At 39.1% G+C, this 25050-nt stretch carries 20 protein-coding genes; 10 read left to right on the forward strand and 10 right to left on the reverse strand.

Features of this window, described 5'->3' with window-relative positions; all coding sequences use genetic code 11:
* Window positions 1–211 precede the first annotated feature (211 nt).
* The 8 genes from OLW01_RS05625 to gltA all read right to left on the reverse strand — a co-directional run bounded on the left by OLW01_RS05625 (window position 212) and on the right by gltA (window position 11191).
* Window positions 212–904: a 3-keto-disaccharide hydrolase gene (locus OLW01_RS05625; RefSeq protein WP_268075752.1), complete on the reverse strand. Its 693-nt coding sequence runs from the start codon at window positions 902–904 to the stop codon at window positions 212–214.
* Between the two features lie 18 nt (window positions 905–922).
* On the reverse strand, window positions 923–2059 hold the full coding sequence (locus tag OLW01_RS05630) for a Gfo/Idh/MocA family protein (RefSeq protein WP_268075753.1): 1137 nt from the start codon (window positions 2057–2059) through the stop codon (window positions 923–925).
* The gene (locus OLW01_RS05635; protein ID WP_268075754.1) at window positions 2060–3499 is read right to left on the reverse strand and encodes a divalent metal cation transporter; all 1440 of its coding nucleotides are present in this window, start codon (window positions 3497–3499) and stop codon (window positions 2060–2062) included.
* A 151-nt stretch (window positions 3500–3650) separates the two neighbouring features.
* Window positions 3651–4796 carry a Gfo/Idh/MocA family protein gene (locus OLW01_RS05640; protein WP_268075755.1) on the reverse strand — a complete coding sequence of 382 codons (1146 nt, stop codon included), beginning with the start codon at window positions 4794–4796 and terminating at the stop codon, window positions 3651–3653.
* Between the two features lie 10 nt (window positions 4797–4806).
* Window positions 4807–7197, reverse strand: a complete 2391-nt coding sequence (locus OLW01_RS05645; RefSeq protein ID WP_268075756.1) for a PVC-type heme-binding CxxCH protein — start codon at window positions 7195–7197, stop codon at window positions 4807–4809.
* A 190-nt stretch (window positions 7198–7387) separates the two neighbouring features.
* Window positions 7388–8437, reverse strand: coding sequence for a DUF3080 family protein (locus OLW01_RS05650; RefSeq protein WP_268075757.1), 1050 nt, complete (start codon window positions 8435–8437; stop codon window positions 7388–7390).
* Window positions 8416–9768: an MATE family efflux transporter gene (locus OLW01_RS05655; RefSeq protein ID WP_268075758.1), complete on the reverse strand. Its 1353-nt coding sequence runs from the start codon at window positions 9766–9768 to the stop codon at window positions 8416–8418. Before OLW01_RS05655 ends, OLW01_RS05650 begins: the two co-directional genes overlap by 22 nt.
* 142 nt (window positions 9769–9910) lie before the next feature.
* Window positions 9911–11191, reverse strand: coding sequence for a citrate synthase (gene gltA / locus OLW01_RS05660; protein ID WP_268075759.1), 1281 nt, complete (start codon window positions 11189–11191; stop codon window positions 9911–9913).
* Window positions 11192–11749: 558 nt separating this feature from the next.
* On the opposite strand from gltA, the gene sdhC reads away from it, so the two are divergent.
* The 10 genes from sdhC (at window position 11750) to OLW01_RS05710 (ending at window position 22548) form a co-directional block, all read left to right on the forward strand.
* Window positions 11750–12124: a succinate dehydrogenase cytochrome b556 subunit gene (gene sdhC, locus OLW01_RS05665; protein ID WP_268075760.1), complete on the forward strand. Its 375-nt coding sequence runs from the start codon at window positions 11750–11752 to the stop codon at window positions 12122–12124.
* A complete protein-coding gene (gene sdhD / locus OLW01_RS05670) occupies window positions 12118–12465 on the forward strand; it encodes a succinate dehydrogenase, hydrophobic membrane anchor protein (protein ID WP_268075761.1) in 348 nt (115 codons plus the stop codon). The genes sdhC and sdhD overlap by 7 nt, the downstream gene beginning before the upstream one ends.
* Complete coding sequence (sdhA, locus tag OLW01_RS05675) at window positions 12466–14229, forward strand: succinate dehydrogenase flavoprotein subunit (RefSeq protein ID WP_268075762.1); 1764 nt, start codon at window positions 12466–12468, stop codon at window positions 14227–14229. It abuts the gene before it with no gap.
* A 12-nt stretch (window positions 14230–14241) separates the two neighbouring features.
* Window positions 14242–14952, forward strand: a complete 711-nt coding sequence (locus OLW01_RS05680; protein ID WP_268075763.1) for a succinate dehydrogenase iron-sulfur subunit — start codon at window positions 14242–14244, stop codon at window positions 14950–14952.
* A 108-nt stretch (window positions 14953–15060) separates the two neighbouring features.
* Window positions 15061–17877 (forward strand): 2-oxoglutarate dehydrogenase E1 component, encoded by a 2817-nt coding sequence (gene sucA / locus OLW01_RS05685; RefSeq protein ID WP_268075764.1) that lies wholly within the window; start codon window positions 15061–15063, stop codon window positions 17875–17877.
* A 12-nt stretch (window positions 17878–17889) separates the two neighbouring features.
* Complete coding sequence (gene odhB, locus OLW01_RS05690) at window positions 17890–19452, forward strand: 2-oxoglutarate dehydrogenase complex dihydrolipoyllysine-residue succinyltransferase (RefSeq protein ID WP_268075765.1); 1563 nt, start codon at window positions 17890–17892, stop codon at window positions 19450–19452.
* A gap of 182 nt (window positions 19453–19634) precedes the next feature.
* Window positions 19635–20801 carry an ADP-forming succinate--CoA ligase subunit beta gene (sucC, locus tag OLW01_RS05695; RefSeq protein ID WP_268075766.1) on the forward strand — a complete coding sequence of 389 codons (1167 nt, stop codon included), beginning with the start codon at window positions 19635–19637 and terminating at the stop codon, window positions 20799–20801.
* Window positions 20801–21673 carry a succinate--CoA ligase subunit alpha gene (gene sucD, locus OLW01_RS05700; RefSeq protein WP_268075767.1) on the forward strand — a complete coding sequence of 291 codons (873 nt, stop codon included), beginning with the start codon at window positions 20801–20803 and terminating at the stop codon, window positions 21671–21673. Before sucC ends, sucD begins: the two co-directional genes overlap by 1 nt.
* A gap of 83 nt (window positions 21674–21756) precedes the next feature.
* A complete protein-coding gene (locus OLW01_RS05705; RefSeq protein ID WP_268075768.1) occupies window positions 21757–22149 on the forward strand; it encodes an acyl-CoA thioesterase in 393 nt (130 codons plus the stop codon).
* Between the two features lie 117 nt (window positions 22150–22266).
* Window positions 22267–22548 carry a c-type cytochrome gene (locus OLW01_RS05710; RefSeq protein ID WP_268075769.1) on the forward strand — a complete coding sequence of 94 codons (282 nt, stop codon included), beginning with the start codon at window positions 22267–22269 and terminating at the stop codon, window positions 22546–22548.
* Between the two features lie 91 nt (window positions 22549–22639).
* Here OLW01_RS05710 and OLW01_RS05715 read toward each other — a convergent pair whose 3' ends face one another.
* Complete coding sequence (locus OLW01_RS05715; RefSeq protein WP_268075770.1) at window positions 22640–23083, reverse strand: MarR family winged helix-turn-helix transcriptional regulator; 444 nt, start codon at window positions 23081–23083, stop codon at window positions 22640–22642.
* 97 nt (window positions 23084–23180) lie between these two features.
* Window positions 23181–25046: a 1-deoxy-D-xylulose-5-phosphate synthase gene (gene dxs / locus OLW01_RS05720; RefSeq protein WP_268075771.1), complete on the reverse strand. Its 1866-nt coding sequence runs from the start codon at window positions 25044–25046 to the stop codon at window positions 23181–23183.
* Window positions 25047–25050: the final 4 nt, after the last annotated feature.

Consider the following 25050-nt stretch of genomic DNA (forward strand, 5'->3'; position numbering starts at 1 on the left):
TGACATTTTAAATACATCCGCCAAAATGTTGGGGGGTTGCCTAGGCTGATTTCAATCTACCATATATGGAAGATTTGAGCTGCGTAAACGTCAGCTTATTACCTGACAGCTGATATTTACAACCTATCCGCCAAAATGTTGGGTGCGTGCTATGCGCTTATCCAACCTACCCAAGGCTTGTAGGCTTGGGTAGATTAGGTAAACAGAACGATTATAGCTCGGTTATTTTGATATTTTTAAATTTAACCGTGTTAGTCATGTCGCCATTTTTTTTGTATGCATGGCTGCCATGGTGTTGAATACCTATGTAACCTTTACTGTCTTTAGTATCAATTACATGAGTTGTGAGCACACCATTTAGGTAAATTTTAATTTCGCTGCCGCGGCATTCAATACGGTATTTATTCCAGTCATAAGGTTTGTAGGCGTTGGCTTTTTCAGCTGTCCATTCTGGTGATAAATTCTGTTTAAAATCTCCATCTGGCGCTGAACGGGTTTTGTGCAGTGGCATTAACCATTGTCTTCTACCTTGGTCGTACAAGCCGCCACTCCATTTTCTGTCACTTGGATCCACTTCGGCTTGGTATCCGTAAGCTTCTAATCCACCTTTTTTACTTGGGCGGGTTTGGGCTCTAAAAATAATACCTGAGTTTGAATATTCGTCTACTTTTGGCATTTTTACTTCGGCTTCAAAAATAAAGTCCGAATATTGTTTTTCGGTTAAATAAAACCAGTTGCCATTAGAGATAAGCTGAATTTCGTCGCCTACTAATTTAGCTTGGCCGTCGTTGTATACGTTATTCCAGTGATCTAAATTATCATCTAAAGCTTGGGTGTTTGAGCCAGGTAGCATACTGCAAGCTGAGATCCCCATAATAAATGATGCTAGTATGAGCTTTTTCATTTTGAGTCCTTAGTTGGGTTAGTTTGGATTGCGGTCGGCAAATTGTTGAGCAAGTAAGCTTAACTCAGCCGCTTTAAAGGTATGAGCTTGTGTCATTGAATGCTCAGTGCGATTGAGTACATCCAAAATAAGTTGTCCAAAATAAGGAAAACTTGATTCACCATAACAGTCAATCTCTTGCTCTTGCTGGCCGTCGGTAACAAATAATTTAGACGCTGGCGCTTGGCGGGCTACATCATTATATTTTCTAATTTCGATATTACCTTGGGTGCCAATAATAAAAGTACGGCCGTCGCCCCAAGTGGCTTGTCCGTCTGGGGTAAACCAGTCTACCCGGGTGTAAAAGGAGCTGCCGTTTTGGCCTGTCATTGAAATTTCGCCAAAATCTTCTAAGCCGGGTTTGTCTGCATTATTTAAGTTACTGGCGCGGGCAAAATTAAGTGTTGCATTTGGCTCGCCAGCGTAAGTTAAAAATTGTTCAACCTGATGTGAACCTATATCGGTTAAAATGCCGCCGTATTGCTGTTTATCAAAAAACCAGTCAGGGCGTTTGTCTTTTGACAGCCGATGCGGTGCCAAGTTAATCACTTGTAATACGCGGCCGATTCTACCTTGTTTTATTAATTCACCCGCTTGCCATGCGGCTTCATTGTGTAACCGTTCAGCGTAATAAACGGCGTAAATTTGGCCGGTTTGTTCTACAACTTGTTTTACGTTTTCAAGTTGTTCTAGGCTGGTAAAAGGTGATTTGTCGGTAAAGTAGTCTTTGCCGGCTTGCATTACTTGAATGCCTATATCTGCACGCAAATTAGGAATGGCCGCTGCAGCGACTAATTGCGTTTGTTGGTCATTTAAAATTTGTTCAAATGAGTCTGCGACTTGGGCTTGCGGATATTTTTTGCAAAATTCAGCAAGGCGTTTTTCATCTGTGTCGTAAACATATTTTAAGGTAGCACCTGCTTGTAATAAACCGTTGGTTTGACCATGAATATGGCCATGGTCTAGATAGGCTACCGAAAAAATAAATTCGTTTTCTTTAACGACTTTTACCGCTTTGCCGACAGGCGCATAGTTTGCGCCGTCTTTTATATCTGGTTTTTTAACCGGATTGTTATCTTGTGTGTTAAGCGTTTGGGATTGGTTCTTATCGCTCATTTAAATATATCCTAATTTAACTAAGGTTGAATAAGTGACACTGGCTAATACGGTAATAATGCAAAGCGCCATGGCTAAATTGAATGCATGTTTTTTAAAACCAGTTTGAATAGCATCGCCCATATAGCTTTTTTTGTTGTTTAAAATAGCCCAGCCAATGTAAGCAATAGGTAATAAAAAGCCGCAAATAGCTGAAGTGGGTAATACCACGTATGCGCCCATGGTTGACCATACAAAAACCCCTAATACGGCTGGGGTAGGGGCTAATAAAGCAAGTTTGTATTTTATGCTGGTTTCTGGCCAGTTAAACATAGCGGCTGCTGCTGAGCCACAACAAAGCATGTGCATAACGAGTGAGCCAACCGCCATACCTAAAATACCAAATGCAAAAATGAGTCGGCTGGTTACTTCGTCTAAACCTGCAGACATAAACATAGTGCCTGCTTGGGTTGGGCTGAGTTTACCTTGAATGTCTAAATCGGAGCCGTAAAACGCACCAGCTGCAGCAATAGAAATTAAGCTGGTGACTAAAATGTAAGGTACTACTAAACCAACACCGATATCGTATCTTGATAGTTCAATATGTTCTGATGTCCATTTTTTATGAAGTAGGGTATAGCCATAAATAAAAGTCATGTTAATACCGACTGCGCTACCTAACGCGGCCATTACTACGGTAACCCCTTGGCTGTCATTTGGTAACGATGTTGGGATATAACCCGCCATAACAGCCGACCAATCAACTTTGCCATTAAGTGAAGCGCTAATCACAACCCAAGCAAATGCAATAATAATTAGTCCACTTAAAATTTTGATGCTGTTTTCAAACCAAGTAACAGCGCGATTACTTTTATTTGGGTCATTGGCATCGTGGTTGCCATATTGCCAAGCGGTAAAGGCGCAGCCTGCCCAAATAATAATGGCTAAAGCGAGTAGGTATAAATCGCGGGTTAGGGTGTTGCTTTTATCTACTTCAAACCCGGTGGATACCACTATGATTTCTTCAAGCATGCCGGCGCTAAGCGGATAGTGTGCAAAACCCCATATAATACTGGATGCAAATGCAGCAATAGCCCAGCCCCATGCAATATAAACACTTACGTGTTTTTTCATTGAATTGAAAGGTTTCTTTTGGGTATGCAAAGTTTGCTGCGAAAGTGCAAATAACATAATACAGCCAATGAGCATGGCAATGGGCTGAACCCATAATAAATCGTAGCCAAATAATGCGCCTATAGTTAATGAGGTGACCGCACTACCGCCCCCTAATGTCATTGCGCCTTGTAGCCATCCTGGGCCGCTTAATTTTAAATAAGTTGGGACTCGGGCGTACCAAGCTTTATCTTTTATTGCTCGTAGCTGCGCTAGTTGCTTATTATTTTGAGCGCTTCCTTGTTCACTTGTGTTATCAAGAGGCGCTTGAGTGTTTGATTGAGGCATTTCGTATTTCTCTTATTATTTGTTTTTCACACTTTAGTTTTAATAAAAAGTGGCTAGCTTATCTTTAGCCATCTTTAGCACTTTTTATTAAACGGCTGCTTTTGACAATAAAGTTTTAACCATAAAAATTTGGTTTTTATGGTTAAGCAATTTAGCGATATGATTTACTCATATCTACGGTTGCCGTTACGTTTGATTTTTCACGTAAACTAGATTGACTTATTTTTTGCTCAAGCTCTTGTTGATACGCGATTCTGTCTAACGGTAAGTTAATACTTTGCTGCTGCCATGAAGATAACAAAATGGCATTGGCAATATCTAACGATGCCAGTCCGGCATCAGCCGGTGCAATTAAAGGTGTACCTTGATTAATGGCATCGATAAAGTTATTCATAATAATGGCGTGTTGATTGACTTTTTCAGTCGTACTTATGTCTGTTTCAGCAACTTCTGGCATGCCAAACATATCGGTAGTGGTATGACAAAATTCAGAAGTGCTTTGGTTATTAAGCTTTTGAATCAATTTACCTGAGTCAAAATGCAAGCTGCCTTTATCACCGATAATATCGAATCTGTTTACACCGGGCGCTTCGCCAGTAGAGCCAATAAATACGCCTGTTGCCTGATTGTCGTATCGTAAATAGGCGGTAACTTCGTCTTCTACTTCTATGGGATGATACTTACCAAATTCACTAAATGCGGTAATTTGCGATGGTAAGCCACAAACCCACTGAAAAATGTCTAAATTATGAATGCACTGATTAACTAATAAACCGCCGCCTTCGCCTTTCCATGTCGCGCGCCAGTCGCTTACGTTAAAATAAATGTCGGGTCTAAACCAGTTAGTCATTGTCCAATGGGTGCGTTGAATTTTACCGAGTACGCCTGAATCAACGGTTTGTTTAATTTTAGCGTAAGTGGGATCAGTTCGTTGGTTGAGCATTAACGCAAACTGGCAACCTTGCGGCACTAATTTAAGTAGTTGTTCGCCTTCATAAGATGATAGCCCAATCGGCTTTTCTAACATGACATGCAAATGTCGCTTTAAGGCGTATTCTGACATTTCAAAATGAGAAAGCGTAGGGGTGGCAATTAATACGGCATCCACTAAACCTGAATCCATTAATTCGCTGTAATGACTAAAATGCTGTGCACCAATTTCATCTGCTAATGGGGTTTTGTTACGTGATGCAACTGCCGTAATTTTACAATTGGCTACTTCACCCTGAATAATATTATTGATGTGTTGTTGGGCTATGTTGCCCAATCCGATAATACCTAATCTAATTTCTTTCATAATAAAGCCGTTATTTAATATTTTTAATGGTTTCAACCGTATAAGGTTTACTTTGTGTTTGGGTTGCTGCTCTTAGCTTTTTAAATGTCTTAGCTTTTACTGGTTTTGCATTGTTATCCCAAGCATGGCGAATGTAACTTGAGATATCCGCTAGGTGCTCGTCTGTCATTGCTGGATTTTGCGCTAAACCCGGCATTGTCATGGGCGAAGTAAAAGTTTTTCCATTAACTTCAATCGGGCCAGAAAAGCCATGTAATAAAATGGCAGCTAAACGTTTTTCTGAGCCCACTACCCATTCGCTATTGTTTAGCGGCGGGATCATTGTATTGCCCTCACCATTTGCGCCGTGGCAGCCAAAACAAGCTGCTTCACCGTTATATAAGGCTTTGCCGCGATTCACGCTTTCACGCTGGGCAGTGGTTAAAGCTAATTTGTTATCGTTTGCTTTTACATAATTGGCAACAGCTGTAATTTTTGCTTTAGCTTGCGCTGAAATATGCTCTGCTTGATTTTGTAGGTAATCATTCTCGTGACTCGCTAAGGCAGCAAAAGTAAAATCGTTAATACCAAATTGGTTAATCAGCGAGCTAAGTGCTGGCCATACTTGGTGTGTGCCAGCTGCTAAACTTAAAATAGGTGCTGTTTCTGAATTGACTGTTGCTACTTGTGTTTGTACCCAGGTTTTTATTTGACCATTGGTTGGCAGAAGCTCAACTAAACGATATAAGCTGCGTTTTACTTTGCTGTTAGCAGAAGTAGATACTTGTTTAATGAGCTCAAAATCGACTATGCCTAATCCTTCTAAAGTCCATAAAGCTTTAATTTGAGCCAGCGGGTTTGTCGTGTTTAATGACAGTTTTTTTAACTCGGCGATAGCGGACTTATCTTGTTTCATGACCAGTAATTGCTGCGCCATGTCTCTGTGCCAGCCGTTGTTGTGCGTTAAAAATGGCACTAACTCTGTCGCCGATAAATCATTCAAGTAATCCACTTTAGGCAAAGGCGCATTTTTATATTTTAGGCGGTACAAACGGCCTATGTGTTTGCTGCGCTCTAAATCTCGCATTTTAATCTGTTCAGCTAAATAGCTGGTTAAAAATGTTCTGTGCTGCAAAATGCCATGATAAAAATCAACGATGGTAATGGTGCCATCCGGTGAGTTGTAAGCATTTACAGGACGGAACCTTTCATCGGTAGAGGCTAAGATTTCTTGTTCGTTGAATAAATCTTGGCCTGAAACCACACCATTTTGTTCGGTAATTTTTGTCGCTTTTATTAAATTAGCGGCTGGTTCTTGTACTAAACCAATTCCATAATATTTTTCAGGAAATTGATTTCCGCGGTAAATTACAGGCCCACAGGCTGCTGTGTGATACTTTAATTTATAGCCTTCGCGGTAATTACCTTCTTGATACCCACGGTTAATGCCAGGTGTTACGCGAATAGGGTAAATAGTGTTTGTGCCTAATGCTTGCTGTAAAATTTCGGGTGGGAATTTATGTTTAGGATTTCGATTAGCAACATTAGGTAAAAATGAGGTGGTTTTAATGGGTGTCCAGTTATCGTTAAAGTACAAACGGCCGTAATCGTCTTTTGTTAACCCCCACTGGCCTCGGTACTCGGTACTGGCCAAGGCCATTTTCCAATGCTCGTTGCGGTAAATTTCTTTTGCATCTTTTGGTAGTTCAGCATCTAAAGGGTAAGGGCGGTATCGTTTTGCAGATTTTGCATTGTAATACCAGTTATCTAAATTGAATAATAAGCTATTGGTTTTATGTTCAATATTACCGCCTTTAGCGTATGTGGGATCAACGACTTCTGTCTTCTCTAATTTAAACTTTCCATTTTGCTCTGTTACCTTTGAAAAGTAGAGTTTAGTATGGTCTGCCCATAGGATTCCGCCTTGAATAAAGGCGAGTGCCCTCGGTAGCAAAATGTTTCCAATAATAACCTGACGGTCGTCCATTTTGCCGTCTTTGTCGGTATCGGTTAATACAATAATTTGGCTTTCATGCTTCATTTCACCATCAGCTTGAGTGTTTGGCATATAGGTGGTCATTTCTAAAGCCCAGATACGGCCAGCTGCATCGTACTGAATCACAAGCGGATCAAATATGAGTGGATCGTGCGCAATGGTTTCTAATTCAAAGTCAGGATGAATTTCAAAAGAGGCTAAAGCTTCTTCTAAATTTAAAATCGGTGCTTTTGGAATAACATCGCGGGGAACAACTTCATCCATAACATGACCTTTGCGATCTCCCGGCTTTGATTGGGCTTGCTCATGTTTATGTTCGTGAGTAGGCGAAGTTACAACTGATTGGTTTTGATCTTGGCTTTGGCAACCCGAAAGGGAGAGTATAATTGCACAAAGTGGGATATTCAATTTAATTCTTTTTTTCATAAACCCTGATCTTTCGAAAATTAGCAGTTAATTATAAGGCGTTATTATCAGTTGCGCTCACAGATTTTACAGCATACTAAACTTATTTTGATTAAATTTGTAGGGAAAATGTTGAGTTTGTAGTTTTATTTTTAAATATAATGTCACACATATATAGCTAACTGTTATTAAATTACAAAGCTTGGTTACCTTAAGATGTAGGCATAAGTTGACACTGTTTTAATAAAGTTTGCCAGTTTTGAGTGTGATTTTTAATACTAAGCTCAAACTCATGAAAAACCGAATCATGAGCATTATTTAAATATCTTTGTCCAAATTGACTTTGTTGGATACGGCTGTGTTGCCATAATTTAGCGATTTTAGGCGCTAGTTGTAGCTGCATTCGATTTAGTTTAGTTAAGTGTGGTTGTAATATGCTGGCATAATATTTGATAAACACGTTGTGCAAATATTCAATTTCAACGGGTTTAAAATTGGTTTTACAGGCTTGTTTGTTAATTTGTTTTTGTAATAGCCAAGTTACCTGATTTAATTGATAGCTTGTGTATTCTAATGTGTAAAAAAGCCGACTTAAAAAAGCGCGGTTATATAATTGAGCGGCACTCAATTTGAATTGAGTAATAGTGTCTGACTTGACAGCTTGTTGCGTTTGAGTAAAGCGAGTTAATTGTTCAATAAAATGTAAACTTGCATTAAAACCTGTGCTATCAGACTCTAACAGGGTTGAACTTGACGCTAAAATCGTGGTTGAAGGTTCTGAGTTTAATAGGTAGTTATTAATGATTGCTGGCCAGTTATTATTTTTTTTAGTTTTTAATTGCGTCAGTATCAGTTGATGAGCAGACTCATTTATACTGGTACAAAAATTTAAACTATCGAGCAATTGGCGTTCGTAAATGAGCCGGTTGGTTGGGGTATGTACTTTACCTAAACTAGAATTTCGTTCACCAACATACCGTTGTAAATTACAATCGCTAATTGATAACGCTTTAAATAAATTAAGCTCGATGGCATTAATTTGAATGTGATATTGTTTTTTATCCGCTGGGCTAAGCCGGATTTGGTTTAGAGCATCAGGATAACTTTTTAATGAAGTGTCTGTTAAGTTGGCTATGCGTTCGGGGTATTTTCGCCATTCACGAGTTAACTCTGTTTCACCACAACTTGCAAGTAAGTAAATGACGATGAATAAACTAAAATACCTTTTTATTGATTGAGTTATTGGTTGAGCTGCGCACATGGTTTTCGCCAAAAATAAAGAAGCCTTATCGTTAGTAGTATGGCCGACATAGATAAACTGATCAATAAACCTATCCAATAGGCACTAACCCCCATGGCCGATATAATTAAATTGGTTTCGGCAAGTATATAACCCATAGGAAACCCGATTAACCAATAAGATAATAATACCAATAACATAGGTTTTTGAGTGTCTGCATATCCGCGTAAACTGGCTGCAATGATAGTTTGGATCCCATCTGACATTTGAAATAACGCAGCCCAAAATAATAGTGACATTGCAATGGTAAATACAGGTAACGAATCGCTAAAAAGGGGAATAACCCAACTACGTGAAAGCATAATGGTAGTACAAGAAAATAATGCAAAGGCAATACACATTACCATACCCGATTGCGCAACTTTTTTGGCTTGTATTGTTTGTTTTTGACCGAGTTTTTGGCCAATTAATACCGTGGTTGCCATGCCTAGGCTGAGCGGGACCATATAAAAATTGGTGGTGACATTTAAGGCAATTTGATGAGCTGCTGCAGGGTAAGTACCATGCGTTGCAATAGCCAGAGCAACGGCGCCAAATAACGCAAGCTCCATAAAAATAGTAAACCCAATTGGGATGCCTATTTTTATTAAATAAGAAAGCTCACTAAATACGGGCCAGCTTAAACGAAATTCGCTAAGCGCTTGTTTTGTAAGTGGACGAATAAATGTAACACAGATAAAACCGAGCAACAATAAACCGGTAGAGATACTGGTTGCAATACCACAACCGGCGCCACCAAATGCTGGGATAATATCTAAAAATCCGTATATAAATATCCAGTTAAGTGGGATATTTAAAAGCATGGCAAGTACACTTAAAATCATTAATGGTTTGGTTTGTCCAACCGCTTCATTTAAAAATCTAAAGCATGAAATTAAACATACAAAGGGTAAGCCAAAGCTTAAATAAAATAGATATTCGCTGCCAATAGATTGTAATTTGGGCTCTAAATTTAAAATGGCTAAAAAATCTTTTGAAAAAGCCAAAATAAACAAAGTAAATACACAGGTAATGATCGCGAGCCACAGCCCTTGATTAAAATATTGGCCGAGTTTTTTATAATTACTTTCACCATAGGCGTGTGACAATACGGGGGCTAATACCATAATAACGCCCATACAAAAAAAGTATGCTGGGTGCCAAATAGATAAACTAGTACCTACTGCGGCCATGTCAGCCTCACTCACTTGTGCAGACATTAATAAATCAACCGTCACCATTAAAGTTTGAATACTTTGGGTGATAAAAATAGGCCAGGCGAGTTTGAAAATAGGACGAATAAATTGAAGCAAAATACAACTTATAACAAAGAGACAATCATGGGGTGAGATTATACGCGATAGCAAGCGCTTAGAGCTATGAAATTTAAAACTAAATAAAAAAACCACCTCGGAAGGTGGTTTTAATCAATTAAATAATCAAAAATGTAATCGATTATTTTTTAATGGGTTGAAATTCTCGTTCATTTGCACCGGTATAAAGCTGGCGAGGACGGCCAATTTTAGCACCTGGTTGGCTAAGCATTTCATGCCAATGTGAGATCCAACCGATTGTTCTAGACATCGCAAAAATAACGGTAAACATATTAGTTGGAATACCAATTGCTTTTAATATAATACCCGAATAAAAATCAACGTTCGGATATAATTTTTTGCTAATAAAGTATTCATCTTCTAATGCAATTTGCTCAAGACGCATTGCAATGTCTAATAATGGGTCGTTAATACCTAATGCTTCTAGTACTTCATGACAAGTTTCACGCATTACTTTAGCTCGTGGATCAAAGTTTTTGTAAACTCGATGGCCAAAGCCCATTAAACGGAACGGGTCATTTTTGTCTTTTGCTCTTGCAACATACTCATCGATACGGTCAACAGAACCGATTTCTTCTAGCATATTTAAACAAGCTTCATTCGCACCACCGTGCGCAGGTCCCCATAGTGACGCAATACCTGCAGCAATACATGCATAAGGGTTAGCACCAGAAGAGCCAGCTAAACGAACAGTAGACGTTGATGCGTTTTGCTCATGATCAGCATGCAAAGTGAAAATTCTATCCATTGCTTTAGCAACAGCAGGTTCAATTTTATAATCTTCTGCTGGTACTGAAAACATCATGTTTAAAAAGTTTTCAGAATAAGATAAGGCATTTTTAGGATAAACAAATGGCTGACTGATACTGTATTTGTAACACATGGCAGCAATGGTTGGTAACTTAGCTACTAAGCGAGTCGCACAGCGAACTCTTTGCTCAGGGTCGGTGATATCTAAATCTCTGTGATAGAAAGAAGACAATGCACCAACTAGGCCACATAACATCGCCATTGGGTGGGCGTCTCTACGGAAGCCTCTAAAGAAAAACTCAATACCTTCGTGAACCATTGTATGGTTTTTGATGGTACTAACAAATTCTTGATACTCTTCTTCAGAAGGCGCTTCGCCGTGAAGTAACAAGTAACAAACTTCTAAGTAGTCAGCTTGTGTTGCTAGTTGAGAAATAGGGTAACCACGGTGTAGTAATACACCATTTGCACCATCAATAAAGGTGATTTCAGATTCACAAGAACCAGTGGCTAAAAAACCTGGGTCAAATGTGAAGTGACCAAACTTACCTAAAGAACGGACATCGATTACATCTTGGCCTAGAGTACCGGACATAATAGGTAATTCTATTTGTTGTCCGTCAATAGTAAGGATGGCTTTCTTGTCAGCCATAGAAATTCTCCTTTCGAGCAAGTCATGCGACATGTGATTTTAATTATTTATACTTAAAATCGACCAGAAAAGTCAATTTATAGAACTTTTACTACTTTACCTGATAATCTGCTGTATCGATAGACTAAATTTATAAAAGACTTAATTTATAAGCTCAATCAATTTAACAACCAGAAAACAAAAAGCGAACGTTTATACGTTTATTTTAAGTTTTAAATCAGATTTGTTAATTTATGCTTACTGCATTGATATTTTTCAAACCACATACTAGCTTAATTTTTTGCTTAGCCATACAGAAAAAAGCATTCACTTCAATGATGGGTTTAATTCATTAAAAAAATGAACTTTTGTTAAATTTTTAGGGTATAAAATTAAAGGTGAATTTAAATTTTAGCGCTATTCAAATGCGTAATAATTAACAATCATCAGATTTTTTGGTTTTTAAGCAAAAAATGCTTTTAAATAAATTGTAAAGTCATATAGTTAAACCGTAAGTATTGACTATACTTACCGCGCTACGAGAATGAGTTTCAAATATAACACAAGTGGGATAATTCAGTGAAAAAGCAAAGACCAGTCAATTTAGAGCTAACAACCATTAGCTTTCCGGCTTCCGCAATTGCTTCCATCTTGCACCGTATTTCCGGTGTCATCATGTTTTTTGCAATGGGCATTTTAATGTGGCTATTAGCTAAATCTTTGTCATCGCCAAGTGGTTTTGACATGGTTTCGCAATGGTCAGATACATTTTTTGCCAAGTTTATCTATTGGGGTATTTTAACCGCATTGGCATATCACCTTATTGGTGGCGTCCGCCATATCATTCAGGATATGGGATATTGGGAAGAACTTGAATCAGGTCAGTCAAGTGCAATCATTAGTTTTGCGCTGACATTGATTCTGTCGGTATTAGCGGGAGTATGGTTATGGTAGCAAATGCAGCATCTTTAGGCCGCAGCGGCGTTCACGATTATGTTTTAATAAGAGCCTCTGCAATTGTTTTAATGGCGTACAGTTTATTTATGGTTGGCTTTTTCATAACCACGCCAGATTTAAGTTACGTTCAGTGGACTCAATTATTTTCTTCAATTTGGGTTAAAGTTTTTACTTTATTAACTTTGCTTGCTTTGTTAGTTCATGCTTGGATTGGTTTATGGCAGGTTTTAACTGATTATGTAAAACCAACTTGTATTCGTATTAGTTTGCAATTTTTATTGAATATTGCTGCGCTTGCCTATGTGGCAACAGGCATAACTGTATTGTGGGGTGTGTAAGTGACAATTCCAGTAAGAGAATTTGATGCTATCGTGATTGGTGCTGGTGGTGCGGGTATGCGCGCAGCATTGCAAATTACTGAATCAGGTAAAACCTGTGCGTTATTATCTAAAGTTTTTCCAACCCGTTCACATACAGTTTCGGCGCAAGGTGGCATTACCGTAGCGCTTGGTAACGCACATGATGATAACTGGCAGTGGCATATGTATGACACTGTTAAAGGGTCTGATTATATTGGTGACCAAGACGCAATTGAATACATGTGCAAAACGGGTCCAGAAGCAATTATTGAGCTTGAAAATATGGGTTTACCGTTTTCACGAACGGAAGCCGGTAAAATTTACCAAAGACCATTTGGCGGCCAATCAAAAGAATTTGGTGGTGAGCAAGCAGCAAGAACCGCAGCTGCTGCAGATAGAACCGGCCATGCGTTACTTCATTTGTTGTATCAACAAAATGTTAAAAATAAAACAACTGTTTTTAGCGAATGGTATGCATTAGATTTAGTTAAAAACCAAGATGGTGCAGTGGTTGGTTGTACAGCGATTGATATCGAATCTGGTGAAATTGTTTATTTTAAAGCCAAAGCTACTGTGTTAGCGACTGGTGGTGCAGGTCGCATTTTTGCGTCAACCACTAATGCTCATATTAATACCGGTGATGGTGTTGGTATGGCACTTCGTGCGGGTGTTCCAGTGCAAGATATTGAAATGTGGCAATTTCACCCAACAGGGATAGCGGGTGCTGGTGTACTGGTGACTGAAGGGTGCCGCGGCGAAGGTGGTTATTTATTAAATAAAGACGGCGAACGTTTTATGGAACGTTATGCACCTAATGCTAAAGATTTAGCTGGGCGTGATGTAGTTGCGCGTTCAATGATGACTGAAATTCGTGAAGGTCGAGGTTGTGAAGGACCATTAGGGCCACACATTAAGCTTAAACTTGACCATTTAGGCGCTGAAGTTTTAGAAAGCCGTTTACCTGGTATTTTAGAGTTATCTCGAACTTTTGCTCATATTGACCCAGTAAAAGAACCGATTCCGGTTATTCCAACGTGTCATTATATGATGGGTGGGATACCAACAAACGTTAATGGCCAAGCAATTACGATTGATGAAAATGGTAATGATAAACTAGTTGAAGGTTTATTTGCTTGTGGCGAAATAGCTTGTGTGTCGGTTCACGGCGCAAACCGTTTGGGTGGTAACTCGTTATTAGATTTAGTGGTATTTGGTCGAGCGACTGGCCTACATTTAGGCAGCGCCTTAAATGATTATGCGGTTAAAGATGCTAACTCAGACGATATTGAACAAGCATTAGCCCGAACCAATCGTTGGGAAAATACGCAAAAGGGTGAAGACCCAGTGCAAATTCGCAAAGATTTACAGCAGTGCATGCAATTAAACTTCTCGGTATTTAGAGAAGGCGATGCGATGGCAAAAGGTTTGGCAGAATTAAAAGAAATTAAAGAGCGTTTAAAATCTGCCAGATTAGATGACACGAGCCGCGAATTTAATACAGCACGTATTGAATGCTTAGAACTAGATAACTTAATGGAAACCGCATATGCAACCGCGGTTGCTGCAAATTACCGAACCGAAAGTAGAGGGGCTCACAGTCGTTTTGATTATCCAGATCGTGACGATGCAAATTGGTTATGCCATTCAATTTATCAGCCTCAAACTGAGTCAATGACTCGTCGTGAAGTGAATATGCAGCCGGTTGAACGTGAAGCGTTCCCGCCAAAAGTTAGAACATATTAAGCGAGTACTGTAATGAAACGTATATTTTCTATTTATCGCTATAACCCAGATGTTGATACTAAACCTCGGATGCAAGACTATGAACTTGAACTTGAAGAGGGTAGCGACATTATGGTGTTGGATGCGTTAATCCAGCTTAAAGAACAAGACCCAACTTTATCATTTAGACGTTCTTGCCGTGAAGGGGTTTGTGGCTCAGACGGTTTAAATATGAATGGTAAAAATGGCTTGGCTTGTATTACCCCGTTATCGGAATTAAAAGGTAAAAAGGCTATTATTCGGCCTTTGCCGGGCTTACCCGTTGTACGTGATTTAATTATTGATATGAGTCAATTTTATACTCAGTATGAAAAAGTTAAGCCATATTTAATTCCAGATGCGAAAGAGCAGCCTGCCAGAGAATATTTGCAATCACCAGAAGAACGCGAAGAATTAGATGGCTTGTATGAATGTATTTTATGTGCCTGTTGCTCAACTTCTTGTCCTTCATTTTGGTGGAACCCGGATAAATTTATCGGTCCAGCTGGTTTATTGCATGCTTATCGTTTTTTAGCTGATACCAGAGACGGCGCTCAAGATGAACGCTTAGCCGATTTAGATGATGCATTTAGCGTATTTCGTTGTCATAGCATTATGAATTGCGTTAGTGTATGTCCTAAAGGTTTAAATCCGACAAAAGCAATTGGCAAAATTAAGTCAATGCTTTTGAGCAAGGCTGTTTAGATAGTTACTTAAACTTAGTGTTTAAGCTGATGTGACTAAATAGCCATTCTCAATTAGAGAGTGGCTTTTTTTTAAAAAATTAATATTAAAGTGGTGAAGGATATAAAAATGCATGAAGGCACGATGAAAGCTTGGCTTGAGTCTTCGCAGTTAGCTGGTGGCAATGCAACTTATATTGAAGCGTTATACGAACAATATTTAGACAACCCGCAAAGTGTTAATGATGAATGGCGAGCCCTGTTCGACTCTTTTCCTAAAGTGGAAGGGGTTTCTGTTGAAACAAAACATTCAGATGTTCGTGAAGAGTTTCGCGAAACTGCGAAAAATCCACGCCGTAATCATGTTGTTGTGCAGCAAGGCAACTCTGATGTTAAGCAAGTAAAAGTTTTACAGCTGATTAATGCTTATCGTTTTAGAGGCCATCAACATGCTAATTTAGACCCACTTGGACTTTGGCAGCAACAGCGAGTTCGAGATTTAGAATTAGCGTATCATGATTTAAGTCAAGACGATTTAGAAAAAACATTTAATGTTGGCTCTTTAGCTGTAGGACAAGAAAAACTGCCGCTAAAAGATATTCACAGTAAATTAGTCAAAACTTATTGTGGCTCTGTTGGTGCTGAGTATATGTACCTAACATCAACAGATGAAAAACGCTGGTTGCAACAAAGATTAGAATCAGTTCAATGTGAACCTCAGCTCGAGTCAGAGCAAAAAATTAAATTATATAAAGAATTAGTCGCAGCTGATGGTTTAGAAAAATACCTGGCGAGTAAATTCCCAGGGGCTAAGCGCTTTTCACTTGAAGGTGGCGATGCGCTTATTCCTATGCTTAAAAACCTAATTTCACGTGCCGGTGAACAAGGCACTAAAGAAGTCGTGATTGGCATGGCTCACCGCGGGCGTTTAAATGTACTCGTGAATGTGTTAGGTAAAAATCCATCTGTTTTATTTGATGAGTTTGCTGGTAAACATGATGAAACACTAGGTTCTGGCGATGTGAAATATCATATGGGTTATTCATCTGATTTTGCAACTGCAGGCGGCAACGTGCATTTAGCGTTAGCATTTAACCCATCTCACCTTGAAATTGTAAACCCTGTAGTGATGGGGTCAGTTCGCGCTCGTATCGATAGACGAGATTGCCCAGATGGTACACTTGCACTACCAATTACAATTCATGGTGATTCAGCCATTGCAGGTCAAGGTGTTGTTCAAGAAACATTTAACTTGTCACAAACGCGTGCATATTCAGTGGGTGGTACGGTTAGGATTGTGGTTAATAACCAAGTCGGTTTTACAACTTCTAATCCGGAAGATACCCGTTCAACTCAATATTGTACCGATATTGCAAAAATGGTTCAGGCACCTATTTTTCATGTTAATTCAGATGATCCTGAAGCCGTTATTTTTGCAACGCAAGTCGCACTTGATTTTAGAAATAAATTTAAGCGTGATGTTGTAATTGATTTAGTTTGCTATCGTCGTCATGGTCATAATGAAGCAGATGAGCCAAGTGCAACCCAGCCATTGATGTACAAAAAAATCAAAAAACATCCAGTACCTCGTCAAATTTACGCGCAACAGCTGATTAGCGAAAACGTGTTAGCCGAACAAGATGCCGAGCGAGCAATAGAAGAATACCGTTCAGCGTTAGATCATGGCGCGTGTGTGGTTGAAGAATGGCGCTCTATGATGGAACACTCTGTTGATTGGCGACCTTTCTTAAATCATAACTGGGACATTGAGTACGATAAAGCAATACCAATTGATGAGTTAAAACGCTTAGCTAAATCAGTGTCGCAGTATCCTGATTCAGTCACACCTCAATCTCGAGTTAAAAAGATTTATCAAGATCGCTTTAAAATGGCATCTGGTGAAAAATTATTGGATTGGGGCTTTGCCGAAACACTTGCCTATGCAGATATGGTAGATAACGGTACTCGAATTCGTTTAACTGGCCAAGATTGTGGGCGCGGTACTTTCTTCCATCGACATGCCTTTATTTATGATCAAGAAACGGCCGAACCTTACATGCCATTAAGCCATGTAAGTGAAGACCAAGGTAAAATTGAAATATTTGACTCTGTATTATCAGAAGAGGCGGTATTGGCATTTGAATATGGTTACGCGACAGCAGAACCAAAAACTTTAACCATTTGGGAAGCCCAGTTTGGTGATTTTGCCAATGGTGCTCAAGTGGTTATTGACCAATTTTTATGTTCAGGTGAACAAAAATGGGGTCGATTATGTGGGTTAACCTTATTATTGCCTCATGGTTATGAAGGACAAGGTCCTGAGCATTCATCTGCTCGTTTGGAACGCTTTTTACAACTTTGCGCCGATCATAATATTCAAGTTTGTGTGCCTACTACGCCAGCCCAAGTGTTTAATATGTTACGTCGCCAGGCGGTTCGACCCATGCGTCGTCCATTGGTTGTGATGTCACCTAAATCATTGTTAAGACATCCGCAAGCGGTTTCTTCTTTAGAAGAACTAGCAACCGGTGAATTTTATAATGTTATTGGCGAAATTGATGACATTGCGGCAGATAAAGTAGACAGAGTTGTGATGTGTAGCGGCAAAGTTTATTACGATTTGCGTGATGCCAGAGCTAAAAATGAACTCGAAAATGTTGCAATTATCCGAATTGAGCAATTATATCCATTCCCTCAAGCTGATATGGATAAAATTATGGAGCAATATCAGCATGTTAAAGAGTTTGTTTGGTGTCAGGAAGAGCCGCAAAATCAAGGTGCTTGGTATTGCAGCCAACATCATTTTAGAGATGTGATTCCTGTCGGTTCTACATTGCAATATGTTGGTCGAAGTGCATCTTCGTCGCCTGCGGTTGGTTATTTAGCAGTGCACAATCAACAACAAAAAGATTTAGTGCATCAAGCACTTGGACTAGAAACAGAATAAGAGATTAAACACATGGCTATTGATATTAAAGTACCAGGATTACCAGAATCAGTTGCAGATGCAACCGTGGCAACATGGCATGTGAAGCCGGGCGATTCGGTTAAACGAGATCAAAATTTAGTAGATATTGAAACCGATAAAGTGGTTTTAGAAGTTGTTGCTGAAAAAGATGGCGTAATTAGTGAAATTATCCATGAAGAAGGCGACACCGTACTTGCTGATCAAGTGATTGGTAAATTAGGTGATGCAAATGAAGCATCAGACTCTAGTTCAGGTAAAGCACAAGAGTCAAAAGATTCACAAGAGTCAAAAGAATCGAAATCGACAGAATCACAACCAGAATCCAAAAGCAAAGGAGAAAGTGTGGAAGTTAAAGTCCCTGTATTACCGGAATCAGTAGCGGATGCAACGATTGCTACTTGGCATGTTCAAGCTGGAGATTCGGTTAAGCGTGAACAAAATTTAGTGGATATAGAAACCGACAAAGTTGTACTTGAAGTAACGGCTGAAGCTGACGGTGTATTAACCGAAATTTTAGAACAAGAAGGCACAACGGTTGCAGCTAGCCAAGTGATAGCATACTTAGAAAAAGGTGCAGCTGGCGAGTCGAAAAAAGAACCAAAAGCAGATAAGAAAGAAGAAGCTAAGTCATCATCAAGTGATGAAGCGGATAATTCATTAACGCCTTCAGTTCGCCGTGCTTTATCTCAAAATGGAATTAGTACAGAAGAAGCCAAGAACATTAGCCGTTCAGGTGAAAAAGGCCGCTTAATGAAAGAAGATGTTGAAGCCTATGTTAAATCAAAACAAGCTAAACAATCTCAATCGAGCGAAAGCAAAAAATCATCAGAGTCAGCAACTGAAGCCTTAGGTGATCGTACTCAAAAACGTGTTCCTATGACACGTTTACGTAAAACCATTGCTAAACGTTTATTAGATTCGAAAAACTCGACCGCGATGTTAACAACGTTTAACGAAGTTAACATGAAACCCATTATGGATATTCGTCAAGAATACAAAGATGTGTTTGAGAAAAAACATGGTATCCGGTTAGGTTTTATGTCTTTTTTCACTAAAGCGGTAACCGAAGCGCTTAAGCGTTACCCTGCGGTAAATGCCTCAATTGATGGCGATGATATTGTTTATCATAATTATTTTGATGTAAGCATGGCGGTGTCTACGCCACGTGGTTTAGTAACACCAGTATTACGTGATTGTGATCAATTGTCTTTAGCACAAATTGAAAAAGGCATTCGCGAACTGGCTTTAAAAGGTCGTGACGGAAAGTTAACGTTGGATGAAATGACGGGTGGTAACTTCACCATCACCAATGGCGGTGTGTTTGGGTCGTTAATTTCAACACCCATTATCAACTTACCACAAACAGCAATTTTGGGTATGCATAAAATCCAAGACAGACCGATGGCTGTTAATGGTAAAGTAGAAATTTTACCTATGATGTATCTAGCTTTGTCATATGATCACAGATTAGTTGACGGTAAAGAATCGGTTGGCTTTTTAGTAACAATTAAAGAGTTACTTGAAGATCCAACTCGTTTATTACTTGATATTTAATATCAAAATACGTTAAAAAAGCGATACTCAGTATCGCTTTTTTAATACCTAAACAACTTGAAATGGCCGAGTATGAATCTTTAAGCTGTTTAGGTCCATATCATATTTTCCAATACAAATAATTTAATCATTTTAATTTATTTGTCAGGAAGAACACTTTTCAATAACAAAGGATAATTGTCATGAATTTGCATGAATATCAAGGTAAGCAATTGTTTGCGGATTATGGTTTACCGGTATCTCGCGGCATCGCAGCGCAAACGCCACAAGAAGCGGTCGCAGCAATGAGCCAAGTAGAAGGCGACAAATATGTCGTTAAAGCTCAAGTCCATGCTGGCGGGCGTGGTAAAGCTGGCGGTGTAAAATTAGTTGAAACTAAAGCAGAAGTTGAAGCATTTGCCAAAGAGTGGCTAGGTAAAAACCTAGTCACTTATCAAACAGATGCAAATGGTCAGCCGGTTAGCCGTATTTTGGTTGAGCCTGCTTGCCCGTTTAAGCAAGAGCTTTATTTAGGGGCTGTTGTTGACCGTTCAACTCGTCGTATTGTTTTTATGGCGTCGACTGAAGGCGGTGTAGAAATTGAAAAAGTAGCTGAAGAAACGCCTGAAAAAATACTAAAAGCGACTATAGATCCATTAACAGGTGCTCAACCTTATCAAGCCCGTGAAATGGCGTTTAAATTAGGTTTAGCAGGTAAGCAAGTTAAGCAATTTACTCAAATTTTATTAGGCTTATCTAAACTGTTTGTTGAAAAAGATGTGGCTCTAATTGAAGTTAACCCTTTAGTGATTACCGACGAAGATGACTTGTTGTGTTTAGATGCCAAAGTGGTTATTGATAGTAATGCTTTGTACCGTCATCCAGATTTGCGTGAAATGCATGACCCAACTCAAGAAGATGAGCGTGAAGCACATGCGGCGAAATGGGAGCTTAATTACGTTGCATTAGATGGCAACATTGGCTGTATGGTTAATGGCGCTGGCTTAGCGATGGGCACAATGGATATTGTTCAGCACCATGGCGGTAAACCAGCTAACTTTTTAGATGTTGGTGGCGGTGCGACTAAAGAGCGCGTGGTTGAAGCATTTAAAATTATTCTTTCAGATGACAAAGTAAAAGCGGTTTTAATTAACATTTTTGGTGGTATTGTACGCTGTGATTTGATTGCTGAAGGTGTAATTGGTGCGGTAGAAGAGGTTGGCGTTAAAGTACCAGTAGTGGTTCGCCTTGAAGGCAATAACGCTGAATTGGGTACACAAGTACTCGCTGATAGTGGGTTAAATATTATAGCGGCAACGAGTTTAACAGATGCTGCCGTTCAAGCCGTAAAAGCAGCGGAGGCGAAATAATGAGCATTTTAATTAATAAAGACACAAAAGTTATTTGCCAAGGTTTTACTGGCTCGCAAGGTACTTTTCATTCAAAGCAAGCGATTGAGTATGGCACAAAAATGGTGGGTGGGGTAACCCCAGGTAAAGGTGGTCAAACGCATTTAGATTTACCTGTATTTAATACGGTTAAAGAAGCTGTTGAAGAAACAGGCGCTCAAGCGAGTGTGATTTATGTACCAGCCGCTTTTTGTAAAGATTCAATTTTAGAAGCGGCTAACGCAGGCATTGAATTGATTGTGTGTATTACTGAAGGCATTCCAACGCTAGATATGTTGGAATGTAAAGTTAAGTGTGATGAATTAGGCGTAGTGCTTATCGGTCCTAATTGTCCAGGTGTAATTACCCCAGGCGAATGTAAAATTGGTATTATGCCAGGTCATATTCATTTGCCAGGTCGTGTTGGTATTGTATCGCGCTCAGGTACGTTGACTTATGAAGCGGTAAAACAAACAACTGATGCAGGTTTTGGTCAATCGACTTGTGTTGGTATTGGTGGCGACCCAATTCCAGGCTCTAATTTTATCGATATTTTACAACGTTTTCAGGATGACCCTAAAACCGAAGCGATTGTGATGATAGGTGAAATCGGTGGTAGTGCAGAAGAAGAAGCCGCTGCTTTTATTAAGCAAAATGTAACCAAACCTGTGGTTTCATATATTGCAGGTGTAACTGCGCCTCCGGGTAAGCGCATGGGCCATGCTGGTGCGATTATTTCGGGTGGTAAAGGTACAGCAGCTGAAAAATTTGCGGCATTGAAAGATGCAGGTGTTACTACAGTTGAATCATTAGCTGATATTGGTAAAGCATTAAAAGAAAGCACTGGTTGGTAATTATTAGCTAACCCACTTGCAAGTTTTTGTGCTTCAAGATAAAACCGACGGTCTCTGTCGGTTTTTTTGTTGTAGGAACTAAAATGTTTGAATTATTAATGTCAGTCCGAGATTACGAATGTGATATGCAATCCATTGTAAACAATAGTGTTTATATGAATTATTTAGAGCATGCGCGACATGAATTTTTAAAAAGTATCAATCTTGATTTTGCAGCTTTGACTCAAGCTGGAATTAATTTAGTGGTTGTACGTGCTGAATTAGATTATAAATCCCCATTAAAAAGCGGCAATCATTTCACTGTTAGTGTGCAGCTTGAACAAATATCTAAACTTCGTTTTGCATTTAATCAAACGATTAAAACAACAGAAGGTAAACTTATTTTACAAGCCAAAGTAACAGGTACGTCTATTAATGAGAAAGGACGACCTCAATTTCCAAGTAAATTATTAGCGGTATTTGAACAAAATAGTTAAACTTGTTTTGTGATTCATCGCCAAATTTATAAAAATTATAAATATAGATTACGATTTTATATTTTTATTTTACTTAATTTAATCTATATTAAGGACTTAACTAAAGAAGGAAATATTATGAAAAAAGCACTACTTGTTTTCTCTGGTTTAATTTTCTCTGGGCACTTATTTGCAGCACCGGCGCAAGTGGCGTTATGTGCAACATGCCATGGTCAAAATGGTATTTCCACTATGCCTATTTATCCAAATTTAGCAGGCCAAAAAGAGCAATATTTGCTATCTCAACTTAAAAAGTTTAAAGATGGAACTCGCCCTGATCCAATAATGAAAGGTATGGTTGCAGCTTTAACTGAAGACGATATGAAAGCGTTGGCTAAATATTATGCCGAGCTAAAATAATAGAGATACGTTAATTAACCTCTAAATATTTATTCCATTTGGTTGAATTTATATTAAAAGCCACTTAAATATTAAGTGGCTTTTTTGATGGCTAGTCTAAAATATCGGTCAAATTTTCATTTAACATATTTAAAACTTTGGTTGTGGTACGTAACTCGTCTGTAGGTATGCCTTTAATCATGCTGGTACTGACCGACGCAAGCGCTTGATTTAAATTTGTTTTAACTTGCTCTCCGGTTTCCGATAAGCGGATAGTCGCTTGGCGTTTATTTTCTTTGATGACGCGTCTGACAATCCAACCTTGGTGATTTAATTGATCTAATAAGCGGGTTATGGCTGCTTTGTCTTTATGCGTTTTATTAATGAGTTGGTGCTGCTCAATTCCAGTTTTAGGGATTAAATTTAATAAAAAAAATGCTTCTGGAGTTGTTTGGTAATGGTGTTGTTGAATAAGTTGCTTGATAACTTGCTTCATTAAGAATGCGCTCCCATTGAGCGCATATCCTAAGGTTTTTTCAATATCCGATTTTGGCATTATGGCTTTATCCTGAACCCGATTTAATGCCACATAACCTATAACGGCATTAAATAAACGTTTTTAGTCATGATTAAATCATCGTTAAACGAGTTAATTAATGGGTAATAAAACAATTGATTTGCTCAATAATACCGTCGGTATCTAACTTTAGCTGTTGGTATAACTCGGCTTGGCTACCGTGTTTTACAAACTCATCAGGAACACCAATAGTTAAACAAGGTGTAAACTGTTTAAGCTGAGCTAGGGTTTCTAGTACGGCACTACCAGCACCACCGCTTACACAATTATCTTCTATCGTAATAATGTAATCATGTTGCTCTGCTGCTGTTTTTATAGCGTTTATATCAATCGGTTTAACAAAGCGCATATCATAAACACTTGCATTTAATTTTTCTGCGGCTTGTGTCGCATACTGGCAAAGCGTGCCAAAATTTAAAATAGCTATTTTTTGGCCTTGGCGTAAGTGTTTAGCTTGCCCAATTGTTAATTCGCTCATAGTGGCATTAATTGGTGTGTTTGGCCCTGTGCCTCTTGGATAGCGCACAACAGCGGGTTGCGGTAACTGATAGCCTGTATATAGCATTTGTCGACACTCGTTTTCATCTGAGGGTGTCATTATGACTAAATTAGGGATGCAACGTAAAAAGCTCAAATCGAACGTACCTTGATGGGTTGGGCCATCAGCACCGACAATCCCTGCACGATCAACCGCAAATAAAACCGGCAAGTTTTGCAGAGCAACATCATGAATGAGTTGATCATAGCCACGCTGTAAAAAGGTTGAGTAAATCGCAACAACTGGTTTTAAACCTGCAATAGCCATACCTGTCGCTAACGTAATTGCATGTTGCTCTGCAATGGCAACATCAAAATATTGTTTAGGAAACGCTTTTGAAAATTTAACCATGCCTGAGCCTTCACGCATAGCAGGGGTGATTGCCATTAATTTATTGTCGCTTTGTGCCATGTCACACAGCCAATCACCAAATACTTTTGAATACGTGGGGGATGGGCTCGATTTTTTAGGTAGCTCGGTGGTTTTTAAATCAAATTTAGGAACGGCGTGATAACCAATGGGATCTTTTTCAGCGGGTTGATAGCCTTTTCCTTTTTTTGTGACAACATGTAGCAGCTGTGGTCCTTTTAAACTGCGCATGTTTTTTAAGGTATTAACTAACGCTAGTACATCATGACCGTCAATTGGGCCAATATAGTTAAATCCCAGCTCTTCAAAAATGGTACTTGGTGCTATCATGCCTTTTAAATGTTCTTCAGCCTTACTGGCTAGCTCTTTAATTGGCGGCATAGAGCTTAAGATTTTTTTGCCACTTTCTCTAAACGAGGTATAAACAGAGCCAGATAAAATTTTAGCTAAATGACTATTTAGTGCGCCGACGTTTTCCGAAATTGACATATCATTATCATTGAGCACAACTAACATATCTTTATTAAGGTGACCTGCGTGATTCATTGCCTCAAATGCCATACCAGCGGTAATAGCACCGTCACCTATAACGGCAACTGATTGTCGGCCTTTGGCTTCTTTTTCGGCAGCAATTGCAATCCCCAAAGCCGCACTGATTGAAGTTGAGGAGTGACCCACACTTAAAGTGTCGTACTCACTTTCTTCACGCCAGGGAAACGGGTGTAAGCCATTGTATTGTCTGATACTGTTAATTTGCTCGCGACGACCAGTCAAAATTTTATGTGGGTAAGCTTGATGGCCCACGTCCCAAATTAATTTATCAAAGGGCGTATTATAAACATAATGCAGCGCGACGGTTAGCTCAACTGTACCTAAACCTGATGCAAAATGACCACTGCTTTTGCTAACACAAGCTAATAAAAAGTCACGTAACTCATTAGCGAGTTCAGGCAACTCATTAACTGGCAAGCTACGTAACTCGTCTGGCTCGTTAATTAGTCTTAATCTGGGGTATTTGTGTATATTAGTGCTCATGTAA

The organism is Catenovulum adriaticum (genome assembly GCF_026725475.1).
Taxonomy (GTDB): Bacteria; Pseudomonadota; Gammaproteobacteria; order Enterobacterales; family Alteromonadaceae; genus Catenovulum; species Catenovulum adriaticum.

Coding starts and splice junctions, on each gene's coding strand:
- OLW01_RS05645 (WP_268075756.1), bottom strand. CDS start 7,197: ATGAAAAAAAGAATTAAATTGAATATCCCACTTTGTGCAATTATACTC.
- OLW01_RS05680 (WP_268075763.1), top strand. CDS start 14,242: ATGAAACGTATATTTTCTATTTATCGCTATAACCCAGATGTTGATACT.
- OLW01_RS05650 (WP_268075757.1), bottom strand. CDS start 8,437: ATGTGCGCAGCTCAACCAATAACTCAATCAATAAAAAGGTATTTTAGT.
- OLW01_RS05715 (WP_268075770.1), bottom strand. CDS start 23,083: ATGCCAAAATCGGATATTGAAAAAACCTTAGGATATGCGCTCAATGGG.
- odhB (WP_268075765.1), top strand. CDS start 17,890: ATGGCTATTGATATTAAAGTACCAGGATTACCAGAATCAGTTGCAGAT.
- OLW01_RS05640 (WP_268075755.1), bottom strand. CDS start 4,796: ATGAAAGAAATTAGATTAGGTATTATCGGATTGGGCAACATAGCCCAA.
- sucA (WP_268075764.1), top strand. CDS start 15,061: ATGCATGAAGGCACGATGAAAGCTTGGCTTGAGTCTTCGCAGTTAGCT.
- OLW01_RS05710 (WP_268075769.1), top strand. CDS start 22,267: ATGAAAAAAGCACTACTTGTTTTCTCTGGTTTAATTTTCTCTGGGCAC.
- OLW01_RS05635 (WP_268075754.1), bottom strand. CDS start 3,499: ATGCCTCAATCAAACACTCAAGCGCCTCTTGATAACACAAGTGAACAA.
- sucD (WP_268075767.1), top strand. CDS start 20,801: ATGAGCATTTTAATTAATAAAGACACAAAAGTTATTTGCCAAGGTTTT.
- OLW01_RS05625 (WP_268075752.1), bottom strand. CDS start 904: ATGAAAAAGCTCATACTAGCATCATTTATTATGGGGATCTCAGCTTGC.
- gltA (WP_268075759.1), bottom strand. CDS start 11,191: ATGGCTGACAAGAAAGCCATCCTTACTATTGACGGACAACAAATAGAA.
- sdhD (WP_268075761.1), top strand. CDS start 12,118: ATGGTAGCAAATGCAGCATCTTTAGGCCGCAGCGGCGTTCACGATTAT.
- OLW01_RS05630 (WP_268075753.1), bottom strand. CDS start 2,059: ATGAGCGATAAGAACCAATCCCAAACGCTTAACACACAAGATAACAAT.
- dxs (WP_268075771.1), bottom strand. CDS start 25,046: ATGAGCACTAATATACACAAATACCCCAGATTAAGACTAATTAACGAG.
- OLW01_RS05705 (WP_268075768.1), top strand. CDS start 21,757: ATGTTTGAATTATTAATGTCAGTCCGAGATTACGAATGTGATATGCAA.
- sucC (WP_268075766.1), top strand. CDS start 19,635: ATGAATTTGCATGAATATCAAGGTAAGCAATTGTTTGCGGATTATGGT.